We start from the raw sequence: 15,166 nt of genomic DNA, 5'->3' as shown, positions 1-15,166 counted from the left end.
TACAAACGACTAATTATTGCTCACCAGCCGCCTGAGGCTCACTGCTTTCATACATCAGCAGCGGGCTGGACTCACCTTTAACCACAGACTCATCAACCACAACCTTGGATACACCTTCACTGGAAGGCAGGTCATACATGGTATCCAGCAGAATGCTCTCTACAATTGAGCGCAAACCACGGGCACCAGTCTTGCGGGACATCGCCTTTTGGGCGATGGCTTTGAGCGCATCTTCTCGAAACTCAAGTTCAACGCCTTCCATATCCAGCAAAGCAGCATACTGCTTGGTCAACGCATTCTTTGGCTCAGACAGAATCTGTACCAGCGCACCTTCGTCCAGCTCCTGCAGTGTTGCAACGACAGGCAGTCGACCGATGAACTCAGGGATCAGGCCATACTTCACCAGATCTTCTGGTTCTACGCCAATCAGAGTCTCAGAGACAGACTTCTTATCGCTTTCGCCTTTAACCTGAGCGCCGAATCCAATACCTGAACTTTTTTCACTGCGCTGCTCAATCACCTTCTCCAGACCGGCAAACGCACCACCACAGATAAACAGAATCTTGGAGGTATCAACCTGCAAAAACTCTTGCTGTGGATGCTTACGGCCACCCTGAGGAGGTACAGCAGCGATAGTGCCTTCAATCAACTTAAGCAGTGCCTGCTGAACACCTTCACCCGACACGTCACGTGTGATGGAAGGGTTGTCAGACTTACGACTGATTTTGTCAATCTCATCGATATAAACGATACCACGCTGAGCTTTCTCAACGTCGTAATCGCATTTCTGCAGCAACTTCTGAATGATGTTTTCTACGTCTTCACCCACATAACCGGCTTCGGTCAATGTGGTGGCGTCAGCCATAGTGAAAGGTACATTCAGACTGCGGGCCAATGTTTCGGCCAGCAGAGTCTTACCACTACCGGTTGGGCCAATCAGCAGGATGTTACTCTTGCCCAGCTCCACACCATCTTTGGGGGACGCGTTTTTCAGGCGTTTGTAGTGGTTATAAACCGCTACAGACAATACTTTTTTCGCCTGCTCCTGACCGATAACATAATCGTCCAGTTGCTGACGCAATTCATGCGGTGTTGGCAGTTTGTCTTGATCACGCTTTGGCGAGATCTCTTTGATTTCTTCACGAATAATGTCATTACACAGCTCGACACACTCGTCACAAACGTACACAGAAGGCCCGGCGATTAGCTTACGCACTTCATGCTGGCTTTTGCCGCAAAACGAGCAGTACAGCAGTTTTCCGCCATCACCGTTACTTTTGTTGTCACCCATTCTACTACCTCTTATGCAGCCTGCTTTACTGCCAGTGTTTATCGGTCTTACCTATGATCTGAGCATAGCTCAGCCGACAACAAAATTCAGCTGCGTTTGGTGAGAACAGAATCAACCAAACCGTATTCCACTGCCTGTTCGGCACTCATGAAATTGTCACGGTCAGTGTCGCGTTCGACCACTTCCAGTGGCTGACCTGTGTGGTCTGCCAACATCTGGTTGAGTTTCTGTTTAATGCCAAGGATTTCCTGAGCGTGAATGGCAATATCGGATGCCTGCCCCTGGAATCCACCCAACGGTTGATGGATCATCACACGCGAGTTCGGCAAACAGTGACGTTTGCCCTTTTCCCCACCAGCGAGCAAAAATGCTCCCATGCTGGCGGCCTGACCAATGCACACTGTACTGACGTGCGGTTTAATAAACTGCATAGTGTCATAGATCGCCATACCAGCAGTTACACTGCCACCCGGCGAGTTGATGTACAGATAGATATCCTTGTCTGGACTTTCTGATTCCAAAAACAGCAACTGCGCCACAATAAGATTGGCCATGTGCTCTTCCACCTGGCCAACCAAAAATATCACCCGCTCTTTCAGCAGACGGGAGTAGATATCATAAGAGCGCTCGCCCTTGGCAGTTTGTTCGACAACCATAGGTACAAGTGCGTTAAGTACTGATTCTGGCGCTTTTTGCATTCTTCCTTCCCTAAAAACGAAAATGGTTCGCATGAGAAAAACCCATACGAACCATTATAAATGGCCTGAGGCCGAACAAGTCAAGTTTCGCTTATGCGCGACCGGTAGCCTTGTTCATAAATTCTTCAAAAGCGACTTCTTTATCAGTTACTTTTGCAGAGTTCAGCAGAGCTTCAACAGCCTGCTCTTCCAGAGCTACGTTGCGCATGTTCTGCATCAGCTCTTCGTTACCGTTGTAGTATGCAACTACTTCAGATGGATCTTCGTAAGCAGAAGCCATTGACTCGATCAGGGCGTTTACACGCTCTTCATCAGCCTTCAGCTCGTTTACTTTGATCACTTCACCCAGCAGCAGACCTACTTTAACGCGACGCTCAGCTTGTTCAGTGAACAGCTCAGCTGGCAGTTCTGGCATGTTGGCACCCTGACCACCAAAACGCTGCATAGCTTGCTGACGCAGAACGTTTACTTCGCCGTCAATCAGCGCTTTAGGCAGATCGATTTCGTTGTTGGTCAGCAGACCTTCGATAACCTGCTCTTTAACGTTGGCTTTCAGAGCCTGAGCCAGTTCACGCTCCATGTTCTTACGGATTTCAGCTTTCAGGCCTTCAACGCCTTCTTCAGCGATACCGAACTGCTTGGCAAACTCATCGTTTACTTCTGGCAGGTTAGCCCCCAGAACCTCTGTCAGGGTGATAGCGAACTTGGCCGCTTTACCTTTCAGGTTTTCTGCGTGGTACTCTTCTGGGAAGGTTACGTCGATTTCGAACTCGTCACCGGCTTTGTGGCCCTTGATGCCTTCTTCGAAGCCAGGGATCATGCGGCCGCTGCCCAGTTGCAGTTCAAAGCCTTCAGCTTTGCCACCTTCGAACTCTTCGCCGTCTACAGAGCCAACAAAGTTGATTTTAACCTTGTCGCCTTCAGCAGCTTCACGCTCTACAGCATCGTACTGTGCGTGTTGCTTACGCAGAGTTTCGATCATGCTGTCAACGTCAGCATCAGTTACAGTTGCAACTGGCTGCTCAACTTCGATTGCGTCCAGGCCTTTCAGTTCAACTTCTGGGTAAACTTCGAAAGTTGCCACGAACTCAAATGCGTTGTCTTTGGTCTCACCTGGGATAAAGGTAGGTGCGCCAGCTGGGTTCAGTTTTTCAGCGATGATAGCTTCGATGAAGTTGCGCTGCATAACCTGACCGGTTACGTCCTGACGGATCGCTGCGCCGTAACGCTTTTCGATTACGCTGGCAGGTACTTTACCTGGACGGAAACCTGGCAGACGAGCACGCTTGGCTTCTTGCTTCAGGTTTTCCTGAACCAGCTTTTCGATTTGCTCGGCTGGTACGGAGATAGTCAGGCGACGCTCCAGACCTTGAGTTGTTTCAACAGAAACTTGCATTGTTTTACCTCGAAATATGTCTAACGTCCTTTGTAATAGTCGAGAGCTTCAACTATTCAGGTATTCGTTTCTTGATCTAAATTTATCGCTCTAATGCCCTTCGGAACTGAGTTCCGGCACCTGTCGCTCATACTGATTAATTATCAAGACGCGACATTATAGCCAGCGATTTTTTCAGAGTCGAGGGGCAATCGGCGTTTACAAGGCATAAAAAAAGCGACCTAAGGTCGCTTTTTTTATTTCTTTTTTAAAGAAGTGGGGTGGCTAATGGGACTCGAACCCACGACAACTGGAATCACAATCCAGGGCTCTACCAACTGAGCTATAGCCACCACATAATATGGTACGCCCGGCAGGATTCGAACCTGCGACCATCCGCTTAGAAGGCGGATGCTCTATCCAACTGAGCTACGGGCGCATGACCGACAGAATTGCTTCTGTATCCTGTCCGACAAACAACGCAAACTGCATTGTCTTTTTTGAAACTGGTCGGTGATAGAGGATTCGAACCTCTGACCCTCTGCTCCCAAAGCAGATGCGCTACCGGGCTGCGCTAATCACCGAAACATTACTTATTCTCACCTACGACTGCAGTGCAGCTGTCTTCCCGAGAACGGAGCGCATAGTATCTGCTACCCCTATGGCCGTCAACGTTTTTTTTGCCAGCCATCACCACATGGCGAATATTGAAGCAACCTGCTGACTTTAAAGCCGTGAAGCACAAAATACGGGCAATTTGCCGCTGACACAAACACAGCTTTCTATCTGGGCCCAAGTCATTGCCATGACAGGCAAATGCACCACTGATAGAATAGCGCGCAAATTCCAGGGCCCAGCAGTTTAAGGATACGCATTAATCATGACAGCCAAACTCATCGACGGCAAAGCCATTGCTCAAAATATTCGCCAACAGGTCGCCACCAAGGTGTCTGACCGCAAAGCCGCAGGTAAGCGAGCGCCGGGCCTGGCAGTAATCCTGGTTGGCACAGATCCTGCATCGCAGGTCTATGTGGGCAGCAAGCGCAAAGCTTGCGAAGAAGTGGGCTTTGTCTCCAAGTCCTTTGATCTGGATGCCGAGACCAGCGAAAAAGACCTGCTGGCGCTGATTGACCAGTGTAACGAGGATGACACTATCAATGGCATTCTGGTTCAGCTCCCCCTTCCCGCTCACATTGATGCCGCCAAGGTGCTGGAGCGCATTCACCCGGAAAAGGATGTTGATGGCTTCCATCCATACAATGTAGGTCGCCTCTGCCAGCGTATTCCCGTGCTGCGCCCCTGCACTCCAATGGGAATTATGACCCTGATTAAGTCCACTGGCGTTAACACTTATGGTATGGATGCTGTCATCGTTGGCGCCTCAAACATAGTGGGCCGCCCCATGTCACTGGAACTGCTGCTCGCCGGATGCACTACAACGGTATGTCACCGCTTCACCAAAGACCTGGAAGCCAAAGTCCGCAGTGCAGACCTGCTGGTTGTTGCTGTGGGCAAACCTGGGTTTATTCCAGGCGAGTGGATTAAGCCTGGTGCCGTGGTCATTGATGTGGGTATTAACCGTTTGGACAGCGGGAAACTGGTTGGGGATGTGCAATTTGAAGAGGCGGCGGAAAGAGCTTCATTTATTACCCCTGTGCCAGGCGGTGTAGGCCCTATGACCATTGCCAGCTTACTGGAAAACACTCTGTATGCCGCTGAGCGTTTTCACGATCACAGATAACCTTCTATAAACGCAATGAAAGCCGGCATCCGCCGGCTTTTTTATTAGTTGCACTCTACAGACAAAAAAACGCCGCTCACTTTGGTAAGTGCGCGGCGTTTCTATTTAAGGGATTAACCTGAAGCGTGCTGAATTACTTCTTGCGCCAGGTAGTACCGTTGGCACCGTCTTCAAGCACCACATTGAGCGCGTTCAGACGATCACGTGCAGCATCTGCGGCAGGCCAGTCTTTCTCTGCCCGGGCACGGTTACGCTCAACGATCAGGGCTTCAATCTCAGCCACTTCATCATCATTACCATCACCCTTGAAGAAGGCGTCCACGTCTTGACTCAGAATACCCAGCACATCTGCCAGTTGCTTCATGGCAACACCCAGCGCAGAGGCTGCAGCCAGGTCTTCACCTTTCAGGCGGTTAATCTCACGCACCATATCGAACAGTACTGAGTATGCTTCCGGAGTGTTGAAGTCATCGTTCATAGCCTCTTTGAAACGGGCAATGTACTGCTCAGCACCGGCGGCTTCTACAGTCAGATCAAGACCTTTCAGCGCAGTGTACATACGCTCAAGCGATGCACGAGCCTGCTTCAGGTTATCTTCTGAGTAGTTCAGCTGGCTGCGGTAATGGCCGGACAGCAGGAAGTAACGCACAGTCTGGGCATCATAGTGTGCCAGCACGTCACGGATGGTGAAGAAGTTACCCAAAGACTTGGACATCTTCTCTTTATCCACCATCACCATACCTGTGTGCATCCAGTAGTTCACATAAGGCGTATTGTGAGCACAGCAGGACTGAGCAATCTCGTTTTCATGGTGTGGGAACTGCAAATCAGAGCCACCACCATGAATATCGAAATGTACACCCAGATGTTTGCTGTTCATGGCACTACACTCAATGTGCCAGCCCGGACGACCCGGTCCCCATGGAGATTCCCATGTTGGCTCACCTGGTTTGGACATTTTCCACAGTACGAAATCCATCGGATTACGCTTGTGCTCATCCACTTCAACCCGGGCGCCAGCCTGCAGTTGTTCCAGGTCCTGACCAGACAAACGACCGTACTCAGGGAAAGATGGCACGCTAAACAGCACATCACCGTTACCGGCCACATAGGCATGCTCTTTGGCAATCAGCTGCTCAACGATTTCGATGATTTCAGCAATATGTAGAGTGGCGCGCGGTTCAAAGTCCGGGCGCAGCATATTCAGGGCGTCAAAGTCCTTGTGCATTTCGCCGATCAGACGCTCTGTCAGAGAATCACAGGATTCGCCATTTTCATTGGCACGCTTAATAATCTTGTCGTCTACATCTGTAATGTTACGCAGAAAGTTAACGTCAAAACCCAGGTACCTGAGGTAGCGCACTATCATGTCGAAGGAAACAAAAGTACGGCCGTGGCCAATATGACACAGATCGTAAATCGTCACGCCACACACATACATCCCCACTTTACCTGGATGTATCGGTTTGAATTCCTCTTTCTGACGACTGATGCTGTTGTAAATCTTCAACATGGAGTATCTCTTTAACCATTCTTATGGATGTAAAACAGGAGGCCAGTCTATCATGGGGCGAAGCGAGCTTGCATCTGATATCTTTACGAATCCTGTGCAGGCGCACATAGGTCCCCCGCTTTTCCCCAGCGCGCGATACCGACCCACATCAGAGGGTTTCGGACTAAAAATTGTCTCGTAAAACTCCCAGATATCGTTTAGCTAATCAGTCATTTTCAATTTGCCTAAAAAAGCTTCACCCAAAATAGCTTAACGTAACGTCAGGGGCGTCATTTTTGTTTGGTGGCCTTGTGAGCAGTAAAATGTCTGAATTACTTGGCTGTGGCAGCTTAGTTATCGCCGTTCAAGTACTGCCAATAATTGTGTTTTTCCAAGCAATTTTAACAGTGCTGAAGAAGTTAAATAGCTGTCCCGAAATGTAGACCACTAAGTTCCCGGCAATCGGAAAAGGTGGGGCCCGGCTTCGTTCAGCAATCTGTGTAATTACCAAACAGCAAAGTCCTACGCACTGAGGGGTGAGACGGCCCCCTTAATAAACATAAAAATAGCCGCTTATGGCGGCTATTTTGTTGTTTATGTTTTTTTATCACTTGTGAGCTTTTACTTATGGATAATCAAGCGCTCACCTGTTAGTTCATCGATAGCGTAGATAGCTTCAAGATCATAATCAATGACAAAAAACTGCTGTAAAGCGCCTGAGTATACCCCGCTATCAAAATCAAATGGGGTTGCACCACTACCGGCAAACTTCCCAGATATCTCAGTGTACTCACCAGTAACCAGATCGACTTTGTACAGGCCCGAGTTGGCATTCGCATTAAGAGCAACAAGCTCATCATTTGCCCAGATAAAATGCTGAATACTATTTGATGACAAATTTGGCATTAGCTTATCTTTAGAGAGCCAGCTCAATGTCCCATCACTGGTCGCAATCTTGAGCAGGTTATCATCGATTACAGCAATTAACGCCAGGCCATCGGGTGTCAGCGTCAATGAATCTATATTCCGATACTCAAACTCTGTACCGCTATAATCCAGATTCGTTGACAAATCAGTGACAGCGCCGTTAGCAATATCGATCTTTTTCCAGACTATTTCATAAATCCACTTACCAGCATCATGGTCGTAAGAGGTAACATCTGTATAGGTATAAGCCTGGTTTGCATCAAAATCGATGGCAAGTTGAGACTCATTTTCCGCGACAGGGGCGACTTCTTCGATACTTAATGAACCAAAATCAAATGAATAAAGCCCACCATCACTATAGGGTTTATTCATATAAAAACCAGACTCGTCAGGTTTAATATGAACATACTGATTAAAGTAAAAATCAGGCTGGCCATCTGTAGCATTATTTATAGATAAGTCGAATACTGTCTCCAGTTCACTATCATCCTCAGCGTCTACAGAAAAATGGTACATCGCGGGCAGTTCACGGCTACTATAGTAGAGCGACTTTTCATCATTTGATAAAGCAATGCTTCTTGGTGAGCGGGGTAAACTAATATTGACAGTGTCATTACCTGTCGCAACATACTCGCCACTATCTAAATTATAGGTGATGAGCATCTGCACATCTTGATCCCAAATATGCACATCTCGACCAGAAATATATGCGCTTTCAACAAATTCAAAAGGAGATATTAGGTTTCTAAAATCGGAGAAGCTCTCAACAGTTAATAGGTTAAGGTCAAAGGTAATCAGGCCCTCGTAAAGTACCAAGGTCAGTTTATTGGCCGCTTCATCGTAGAGAAAGTCTCGATAAAACCTTAAAGAGAGATCCAAACTATCAATATCAGCTTGATAATCACTTGCCTGCCATACTAGCGTCATCTGGTCCGTTGTTTGGTCAATCCGATATAGCCTTGGCGTGCCGACATCTCCCCAGAGCAGATCGCCATTATGATATTTAAGCCTATAACCTCTATCGAGAGAAATACCAAAGTCAGCTTTTGAACTGTAAAGTGCGGACTTCACTCCACTGATCAGATCAATTTCAAATATCGTCCCATCGGAGTGCCAGTCGGGGATTAGCAGTTTGTTAGTGTCGCCATTAAAGGCAATGGAGTTATACGCTTCGCCGCGCATGTCCTGGAACAGTACGCTAGTGGTAAAACTTGACAGATCCAATGCCACAACAGCCAGTCCGAATGTCTCAACATCGGTAACCAAGGTACCTGCCATCACCAATCGGTTATTAGCATCATCAACAATGGCTTGCTCGGGTTCAAAATCAAAACCTTCCGTCGCGCGGTAAATGATTTGTCGCTCATCTGTTAGCAGATTTTGCTGAACAATCTGTTTATTACTTTCGTTGACGAGATAAACCATATCGCCAAATGCGGTAATGCTCTCATGCTCAATTAAAAATGGCTTAGCGTGTTGGACTGTTCTGGAGAAGTTCTGGTACTCAACGGTTTGAGTAGCCAGTACGCTCGTTTCAGGCACAAGCTCTAAAGATTCTAACTCAGCAATTGGTAAGGTGATGGTCCAATTAAGAAAGTTGTCTGAGCTGGTAACGGCTTTTCCGTTAACCATTAAGCTCGATAACTCTGCTGAACTGGTGCCTCTGATCGTGGTGCTGGTTACGTCGGTTAGCGCATTAGCAGGAGGGTAGACTAAAGTAACTTCAACAATATCTTTGGGTAGTAGCGTTATTGCGAACTCTTTGGCCACTGGGTTATAACCATCACTAACCTGCAGTACTACTGTCAAACTGACACTCTGTTCAATATCATCAGGCGCGGTCAGCTCCACAATACCATTTGCACTTGAAATGCCGTATCCATCTGGTGAGTCTTTAATTGCCCATGAGATAGCCAAGTTATTGCTGTCGCTATCGGAGACCGCAACAGCAAAGCTTAAATCTTCCCCTAACTGAAAACTATAGCTCTCGGCGTCAGCGGAGATCACCGGGGCAAAATTGGGAGTCACAGTGATGGAAAACTCTTGAGTCTGCTCAGTGTAGCCATCACTCACTTGCAGGACGGCGGTTAAGCTCACAGTTTGCTCTATCCCATTAGGTATGGTCAGCGTCGCTATACCGTCCTGGGCCGAAATTGTGTAGCCTTCAGGAGAACCGACCAACTCCCAAATTATGGTTAAATCGTCACTATCGCTATCGGATATAGAGACAGGGAAAGTTAGCGCTTCGCCCTGTTGAAAGCTATAGGTCGCACTGTCGTAATTGATTTTTGGTGGTAAATTCTGTGCGATTGTAATTTGAGCCTGCTGGGAAGACTCATTCGTTCCATCTGAGACACTAACCTGAACAGTCACTAAGGCGGTTTGCTCTAATGGCCCGGTTAAAATTAGCTGCGCCTCATAGTCACTACTCTTTTCCAGCGAAACCTGAGAAGGAGCATCGAGTAGACTCCAAGAAACCTGAAGCTCATCACCATCTTCATCAGAGGCCGAAGCAACAAGAGATATCCTATCGCCTTCCTGAAACTCTGATTTCTCAACTAAAAGCTGAACTTCTGGGGGTAGATTGTCTGATTCTGAATTACCTGAAGGGCAACCTGTTAACAGCAAGGAAGCGAATAGAAATAGCGCAGCACGGCAGGAGGAAATCATGGTGACCTCTTTGTTATTGACTTTTTTGCGCAAAGATACCATGACAACACTATGATCTATATCAAGAAAACAACAATTTCATACTTAGGTACTATCGCGTTTGCCTGTTTTCCCAAATAACCAGCCCGGGCTACACCAGTGAATAATGATTTTTGAACAGCTGGTTTCTCAGACAAAAGCATCAGATGTCATTGGGGTCATATTGGTTTTAGCCTGGTCAAAAGCAACTTAGGTATCTCTGTCGCAAATAGCTTGCACTAATGCTTGGTAAATTAACGCAATATATGTCTGCTTTGGATAGAGACATTGCCTATATTTGGTTAAGCATGCGTGCAGCCTTTGCACAGTTCTCAACAATCAGCTTGCTGCAACCGGTAGTGATACAGACGGCACCGTCTCTTACCGTAACGTGCTGTTCAATCGATCGATTAGTGCCGATACTTATTGCGTAGCCCTACCAGCTTTGTTTCCAATGACGATAGCGGAAAATTGGCTTCGGTGACGCCAGCTTTCAAAACGCTAAAATCGCTGATAATGCGTTGGTGAAATCAATCTTATCGGCGACAGAGTATCAAGGCAGAGTCAATAAAAAGGCCGCATCACCGCGCATCATACTTTGAGCTTTGCAGGCGATAAGATAGAATCCGCCACCAATAACCAGCAGTAACCGAGTATTTAAATATGATTACTTTGCACACCAACCACGGTGATATCAAAATCAAGATGTTTACCGAAGAAGCACCGGCAACCGTTGAAAACTTCATTAAGTATGCTGCAGACGGCTTCTTTGATGGCACCATTTTCCATCGTGTGATCGACGGGTTCATGATTCAGGGCGGCGGTTTCACCAAGAAGATGGTACAAAAGCCAACCCGTGGCGCCATCAAAAATGAAGCCAATAACGGTCTGTCCAACAAGGTTGGAACCCTGGCTATGGCCCGTACCTCAGATCCTCACTCAGCGACCTGCCAGTTCTTTATCAACGTTAACGACAACACCTTCCTGGATTTCCGCAATGAAACCATGCAGGGTTGGGGCTACTGTGTGTTTGCAGAAGTGGTTGAAGGTATGGATGTGGTTAATGCCATTAAAGGTGTCGATACCCGTAACCACGGCATGCATCAGGATGTACCGGTAGAGAATGTGGTAATCCAAAGCGTGACCATCGAGGAATAATTTTCCCGGATGCGCACCCTTATAATTGGCGATTTGCACCTGAGTGCAGATCGCCCTGATATCACCCAGGCATTTATCAACTTTCTCGACCATCTGCCCGCAGATACCGAGTCGCTGTATATTGTTGGTGACCTGTTCGAAGTTTGGGTTGGCGACGATATTGCCGAACCTTTCGCTCTGGATGTAGCCAGGCATATCAAGTCAGTATCAGAAAAGCTGCCTGTCTACTTTATTCATGGTAACCGTGACTTTATGTTGGGTAAGCAATTTGCAAAGCTTGCCGGTATGCAACTGCTGCCGGAGGTGTTCCTGACAGAACTGTACGGCAAGCAAACTGTGATACTGCATGGTGACAGCCTGTGCACACTGGATAAGGCGTATCAGAGATTCCGCCGCTTCCGCTCAGTACCTTTATTTCGCTGGATCTACTCTAAACTCCCCAAAAGCAAACGCCTGCAAATTGCAGCCGACCTGCGAGGTAAGAGTAAGCGGGATAATAAGAGCAAAAGCTATGAGATTATGGATGTAGAACCCTCCGCCGTCGTTGAGTTGCTGGATAGCACCGGAGCGGTACAGATGATCCATGGCCACACCCACAGGCCAAAACTGCACTCTCTTGAAAATCACAGAAGCCGTTTGGTTGTCGGGGATTGGTACACTCAAGGCAGCGTATTGACCCTGACCCCTGAGGGAGCTGAACTCAGCACCTTAAGTCTTAGGTAATGGGTGGTTATCTTCAGGATAAACAGCCGCTGAGCGCAGTGGCTTGATAACTCAAGCCACCTTTTCTTCAACCAAAGGCACGCCGCTGTGAAACCGGAACTCGGGGTCATCGCCGCAGATCAACTCCGCTTCTTTCTCACGCCAAAAAGCAACCCTGGACGAAATATCAGTGCCCGCCACCATCTCGGCAAGTTTCAGATAATCCTGATAATGTCTCGCCTCTGAACGCAGCAAAGAGACATAAAATTTCTCCAACTCGGCATCCATGTATGGCGCTAATGCGGCGAAACGTTCACAGGAACGGGCTTCAATAAAAGCTCCGACGATGAGTCGGTCCACCAGAGTTTGAGGTTCATGGGTAATGACATGTTTCATCAACCCTCTGGCGTAACGTCCCGCCCGAATATTCTGATAGGCGATGCCACGCTCGTGCATTATCTCCAGCACCTGCTCAAAGTGGTGAAACTCCTCTTTAACCAGCCTCACCATCTTAGTTATCAACTCTTCGCCCCACAAAACGCCAGCTTTGGGCTGTAAATCGAGTTTCAAATCAGCTTTGGCGAGATCCCGGTTTAGAAAGGCCGCCATATCCCTGTCGTTGTGGTAGACAAACTCTTCATAAGGACGAGCCCAGGCCAGCACCTGCTCAGCACTGGCTTTGTCAACTGCGTATTTACGGACCAGAAACAAAGCCGTCTGCGCAGCCTTAAGCTCGCTAAAGTAAACAATGTGCAAAAATTAATTAAAAGCTCCCTCATAAGGCTCCAACCTAAGGTAAGGCCAGAACAAATACATCACCTAAAAGTAGGGATAATGGCAGCTGGCACAAATAGCTGTGCCTTAGCTCTGTTGAGCAAAGTATCGTTAGCGAGGAGCTTGATGAGTACTAGAATAGAAACTTGAAGGTCACAGTGACCAGAGATCAAAAAGCCCTTCTGAAAAAGAAGGGCCAATATGAAAAAGGATATAGAAATTGCTAAACCGGCAAGCCGCTATGAAATTTAAAATCTGGGTCAGGTGAAGAAATAAGGTTAGCTTCTATCTCACCAAAAAAGGCTACTCGCACAGAGATATCTTTACCGGCAATATCTGTGGCCAAGGACAAGTAGTCCTGGTAGTGGCGAGCTTCTGAACGTAGCAGCGACACATAAAAATCCCCTAATCGCTTATCTACATGAGGAGCCAGTTTTGCAAACCGCTCACAGGATCTGGCTTCAATGTAAGCACCACAAATGAGCTTATCGATTAAGGTATCCGGTTCATGAGTGGTGACATGAGAGAGCAAGCCCTTTGCATAACGGCTCGAACGAATGTTATCAAATGAAATACCAAACTCATCCATGATCTCAAGAACCTGATAAAAGTGATGCAACTCCTCTTTGATCAGCATGACCATTTTATCTATCAGATCCTGCCCATAAGGCGTTCCAGATTTTGGAAGCATGGATTTACTCACTGAATTGAATTTGCTCAGTTCATGCCATTCACCCAACTTTCTATACGTAAAGTCCTCATAGGGCTTCATCCAGGCTAGTAAGGCGTCACCACTCTCTTTATCGACTGCGTATTTGCGAATCAAGTAAAGCGCACTCTGAGCAGCCTTCAATTCACACATCAGGTGATCCAGTAAAACCACTGGAAGATTTTCTTTTCTCGATGCTTCGGCTACCCATTTATCCGGGGTTTCGCACATCAAAAAACTACTAATAGGCTTAAGTAATTCGTCCACCATCAAATCTCTAAAAGGCATTTGTTCATGCCCAAAATTCTACCACGGTAATCCCCTCCATTCCCCTTCCCCGTGCCTAGTTACTCCTGAAGACAACCAGTTAGGGGAAAATTATGCAAGCAGAAGCAACCACCAAACCCTATCACGCACGTCTGGCCAAATTGGAGCAGGCGCTGTCGGTCATGCACACTATCGTCTCGAAAGAGATGGTTATGCCCGGTGTTGATGACTCCTCAGTAGACACATACTAGGTTTAGATTTCGGAACTTTATGATACATGTATCTTCAGAGCGAAAGCCTACGCAGAAAAACAGAATTCATTATCATAAGAGCCTTGCTAGCGGATACACCTCAACTTGAAAACTAGTAACTACCCGGAAGTTAATTAAAACTGAAGCCCTTCCTAGTAAACTAGCTTTGCATGACTACTGCTGGTGCAGTGTGGCGTTGTTTGGGGAGGGACGTCCATCACTTTGTGACAACTGGATGATATCAACAGTATAAGAAAGCTATTTACTGTCCTTTTCCTCAATTCTTCTTTTTAACGCTTCAAGTGCTTCGTTGCTTGGTCTTGGTCGTCTTTCGTGCTCAACAACTCTCTGTGCCAGTATACGCTCTCTATCAGCACACCATTCTTTTAATTCAAGCTCAGACTCCTTCCTTTTATTTTCCTCTTTAACCAAACAGTCTTCAGCCCACTGTTCAAGCCCCGCCATCATTAACGCACTCGTTTTGTAAAGCTTCTTCATTGACTTTAGGCTGTTTGTCATAGGTCATACCCCACCATATCTTCGAAATTGAGTTCAGGTTCCCAACTGGGCCGCTGGCCCTCTCTCGTAGATACGACTTCCCACTGCGGAAATAGCTCAAACACTTCTTCAACATAGTTTCCTCTTATGTCTTCCCAATCCATTTCATCCCTATATCTAACCGTTAGTTCATTAGCTTGAAAGTTATGAATCTTGAGCCACCTAGCTTTTACTTCTAGGCCTTCTTCTTCAGAATGTACACGGATTAACACGTTCAGGAATGGTTCGTCATTCTGATATCCAACACTGTGTAGCAACAAATCATCTGTTTCTTCATTAACATATGTAAACGCCACCCCGTGATTTTTACAGTTCAATTTTGCTTGCTTAATAATTTCCTCAGCTTTTTGTTTTCGTGCTCTCGCTTTTTCATAGTTTATCAAGGTGTAACAGATTCCATTGGGATACATGTTTTCATACTTTATTTGGTAGGTAACTAAAGCTTATTTCTCAGAACTATCTGAACTGACTAATTCGTTATGTCAGAGACTTTGAATCATTTTCTATTCAAATGAGCTCACATCAACAACATCAG

Annotated in this window: 13 protein-coding genes and 3 tRNA genes; 4 read left to right on the top strand and 12 right to left on the bottom strand. The window is 46.9% G+C overall.

Going from position 1 to position 15,166, the window contains the following annotated elements; all coding sequences use genetic code 11:
• Positions 1–13: 13 nt before the first annotated feature.
• From clpX to ACFOE0_RS06845, 6 genes are all read right to left on the bottom strand, one after another.
• Positions 14–1,291 carry an ATP-dependent protease ATP-binding subunit ClpX gene (gene clpX / locus ACFOE0_RS06870; RefSeq protein ID WP_115135608.1) on the bottom strand — a complete coding sequence of 426 codons (1,278 nt, stop codon included), beginning with the start codon at positions 1,289–1,291 and terminating at the stop codon, positions 14–16.
• 86 nt (positions 1,292–1,377) lie between these two features.
• Positions 1,378–1,989, bottom strand: a complete 612-nt coding sequence (gene clpP, locus ACFOE0_RS06865; protein ID WP_115135609.1) for an ATP-dependent Clp endopeptidase proteolytic subunit ClpP — start codon at positions 1,987–1,989, stop codon at positions 1,378–1,380.
• A gap of 91 nt (positions 1,990–2,080) precedes the next feature.
• Positions 2,081–3,385 (bottom strand): trigger factor, encoded by a 1,305-nt coding sequence (gene tig / locus ACFOE0_RS06860; RefSeq protein WP_248934886.1) that lies wholly within the window; start codon positions 3,383–3,385, stop codon positions 2,081–2,083.
• A gap of 256 nt (positions 3,386–3,641) precedes the next feature.
• Positions 3,642–3,717: transfer RNA gene (locus ACFOE0_RS06855), tRNA-His, on the bottom strand.
• A gap of 9 nt (positions 3,718–3,726) precedes the next feature.
• Positions 3,727–3,803: transfer RNA gene (locus ACFOE0_RS06850), tRNA-Arg, on the bottom strand.
• Positions 3,804–3,871: 68 nt separating this feature from the next.
• Positions 3,872–3,948 (bottom strand) — tRNA-Pro (locus tag ACFOE0_RS06845).
• 296 nt (positions 3,949–4,244) lie between these two features.
• Here ACFOE0_RS06845 and folD point away from each other — a divergent pair.
• Complete coding sequence (gene folD, locus ACFOE0_RS06840; protein ID WP_248934887.1) at positions 4,245–5,105, top strand: bifunctional methylenetetrahydrofolate dehydrogenase/methenyltetrahydrofolate cyclohydrolase FolD; 861 nt, start codon at positions 4,245–4,247, stop codon at positions 5,103–5,105.
• 133 nt (positions 5,106–5,238) lie between these two features.
• Here folD and cysS read toward each other — a convergent pair whose 3' ends face one another.
• Together cysS and ACFOE0_RS06830 are read right to left on the bottom strand one after the other, a co-directional pair.
• Positions 5,239–6,618 (bottom strand): cysteine--tRNA ligase, encoded by a 1,380-nt coding sequence (cysS, locus tag ACFOE0_RS06835; RefSeq protein WP_248934888.1) that lies wholly within the window; start codon positions 6,616–6,618, stop codon positions 5,239–5,241.
• A 600-nt stretch (positions 6,619–7,218) separates the two neighbouring features.
• Complete coding sequence (locus ACFOE0_RS06830; RefSeq protein ID WP_248934889.1) at positions 7,219–10,194, bottom strand: hypothetical protein; 2,976 nt, start codon at positions 10,192–10,194, stop codon at positions 7,219–7,221.
• A 681-nt stretch (positions 10,195–10,875) separates the two neighbouring features.
• On the opposite strand from ACFOE0_RS06830, the gene ACFOE0_RS06825 reads away from it, so the two are divergent.
• Positions 10,876–11,370, top strand: coding sequence for a peptidylprolyl isomerase (locus ACFOE0_RS06825; protein WP_115135613.1), 495 nt, complete (start codon positions 10,876–10,878; stop codon positions 11,368–11,370).
• Positions 11,371–11,379: 9 nt separating this feature from the next.
• Positions 11,380–12,093, top strand: coding sequence for a UDP-2,3-diacylglucosamine diphosphatase (locus ACFOE0_RS06820; RefSeq protein WP_248934890.1), 714 nt, complete (start codon positions 11,380–11,382; stop codon positions 12,091–12,093).
• A gap of 51 nt (positions 12,094–12,144) precedes the next feature.
• Here the strand turns inward: ACFOE0_RS06820 and miaE (ACFOE0_RS06815) are convergent, their stop codons facing one another.
• Positions 12,145–12,828, bottom strand: coding sequence for a tRNA isopentenyl-2-thiomethyl-A-37 hydroxylase MiaE (gene miaE / locus ACFOE0_RS06815; protein WP_248934891.1), 684 nt, complete (start codon positions 12,826–12,828; stop codon positions 12,145–12,147).
• A gap of 241 nt (positions 12,829–13,069) precedes the next feature.
• The gene (gene miaE / locus ACFOE0_RS06810; RefSeq protein ID WP_248934892.1) at positions 13,070–13,825 is read right to left on the bottom strand and encodes a tRNA isopentenyl-2-thiomethyl-A-37 hydroxylase MiaE; all 756 of its coding nucleotides are present in this window, start codon (positions 13,823–13,825) and stop codon (positions 13,070–13,072) included.
• 110 nt (positions 13,826–13,935) lie between these two features.
• Between miaE (ACFOE0_RS06810) and ACFOE0_RS06805 the strand changes: the two genes are divergently transcribed.
• A complete protein-coding gene (locus tag ACFOE0_RS06805) occupies positions 13,936–14,073 on the top strand; it encodes a hypothetical protein (protein ID WP_248934893.1) in 138 nt (45 codons plus the stop codon).
• 258 nt (positions 14,074–14,331) lie between these two features.
• Here the strand turns inward: ACFOE0_RS06805 and ACFOE0_RS06800 are convergent, their stop codons facing one another.
• Complete coding sequence (locus tag ACFOE0_RS06800) at positions 14,332–14,592, bottom strand: hypothetical protein (RefSeq protein WP_248934894.1); 261 nt, start codon at positions 14,590–14,592, stop codon at positions 14,332–14,334.
• Entirely contained in the window at positions 14,589–15,014 is a 426-nt protein-coding gene (locus tag ACFOE0_RS06795) for a hypothetical protein (protein ID WP_248934895.1), read from the bottom strand. The genes ACFOE0_RS06800 and ACFOE0_RS06795 overlap by 4 nt, the downstream gene beginning before the upstream one ends.
• Positions 15,015–15,166 lie beyond the last annotated feature (152 nt).

Origin of the sequence: Shewanella submarina (assembly GCF_042646185.1) — a bacterium.
Lineage (GTDB): Bacteria > Pseudomonadota > Gammaproteobacteria > Enterobacterales > Shewanellaceae > Shewanella > Shewanella corallii.
This window is presented reverse-complemented; position numbering and strand designations above follow the sequence as displayed.

Excerpts from the sequence above, each read along its gene's own strand:
- ACFOE0_RS06830 (WP_248934889.1), bottom strand. The coding sequence starts at position 10,194 with ATGATTTCCTCCTGCCGTGCTGCGCTATTTCTATTCGCTTCCTTGCTG.
- miaE (WP_248934892.1), bottom strand. The coding sequence starts at position 13,825 with ATGGTGGACGAATTACTTAAGCCTATTAGTAGTTTTTTGATGTGCGAA.
- ACFOE0_RS06825 (WP_115135613.1), top strand. The coding sequence starts at position 10,876 with ATGATTACTTTGCACACCAACCACGGTGATATCAAAATCAAGATGTTT.
- ACFOE0_RS06800 (WP_248934894.1), bottom strand. The coding sequence starts at position 14,592 with ATGACAAACAGCCTAAAGTCAATGAAGAAGCTTTACAAAACGAGTGCG.
- cysS (WP_248934888.1), bottom strand. The coding sequence starts at position 6,618 with ATGTTGAAGATTTACAACAGCATCAGTCGTCAGAAAGAGGAATTCAAA.
- ACFOE0_RS06820 (WP_248934890.1), top strand. The coding sequence starts at position 11,380 with ATGCGCACCCTTATAATTGGCGATTTGCACCTGAGTGCAGATCGCCCT.
- folD (WP_248934887.1), top strand. The coding sequence starts at position 4,245 with ATGACAGCCAAACTCATCGACGGCAAAGCCATTGCTCAAAATATTCGC.
- clpP (WP_115135609.1), bottom strand. The coding sequence starts at position 1,989 with ATGCAAAAAGCGCCAGAATCAGTACTTAACGCACTTGTACCTATGGTT.
- ACFOE0_RS06805 (WP_248934893.1), top strand. The coding sequence starts at position 13,936 with ATGCAAGCAGAAGCAACCACCAAACCCTATCACGCACGTCTGGCCAAA.
- tig (WP_248934886.1), bottom strand. The coding sequence starts at position 3,385 with ATGCAAGTTTCTGTTGAAACAACTCAAGGTCTGGAGCGTCGCCTGACT.
- clpX (WP_115135608.1), bottom strand. The coding sequence starts at position 1,291 with ATGGGTGACAACAAAAGTAACGGTGATGGCGGAAAACTGCTGTACTGC.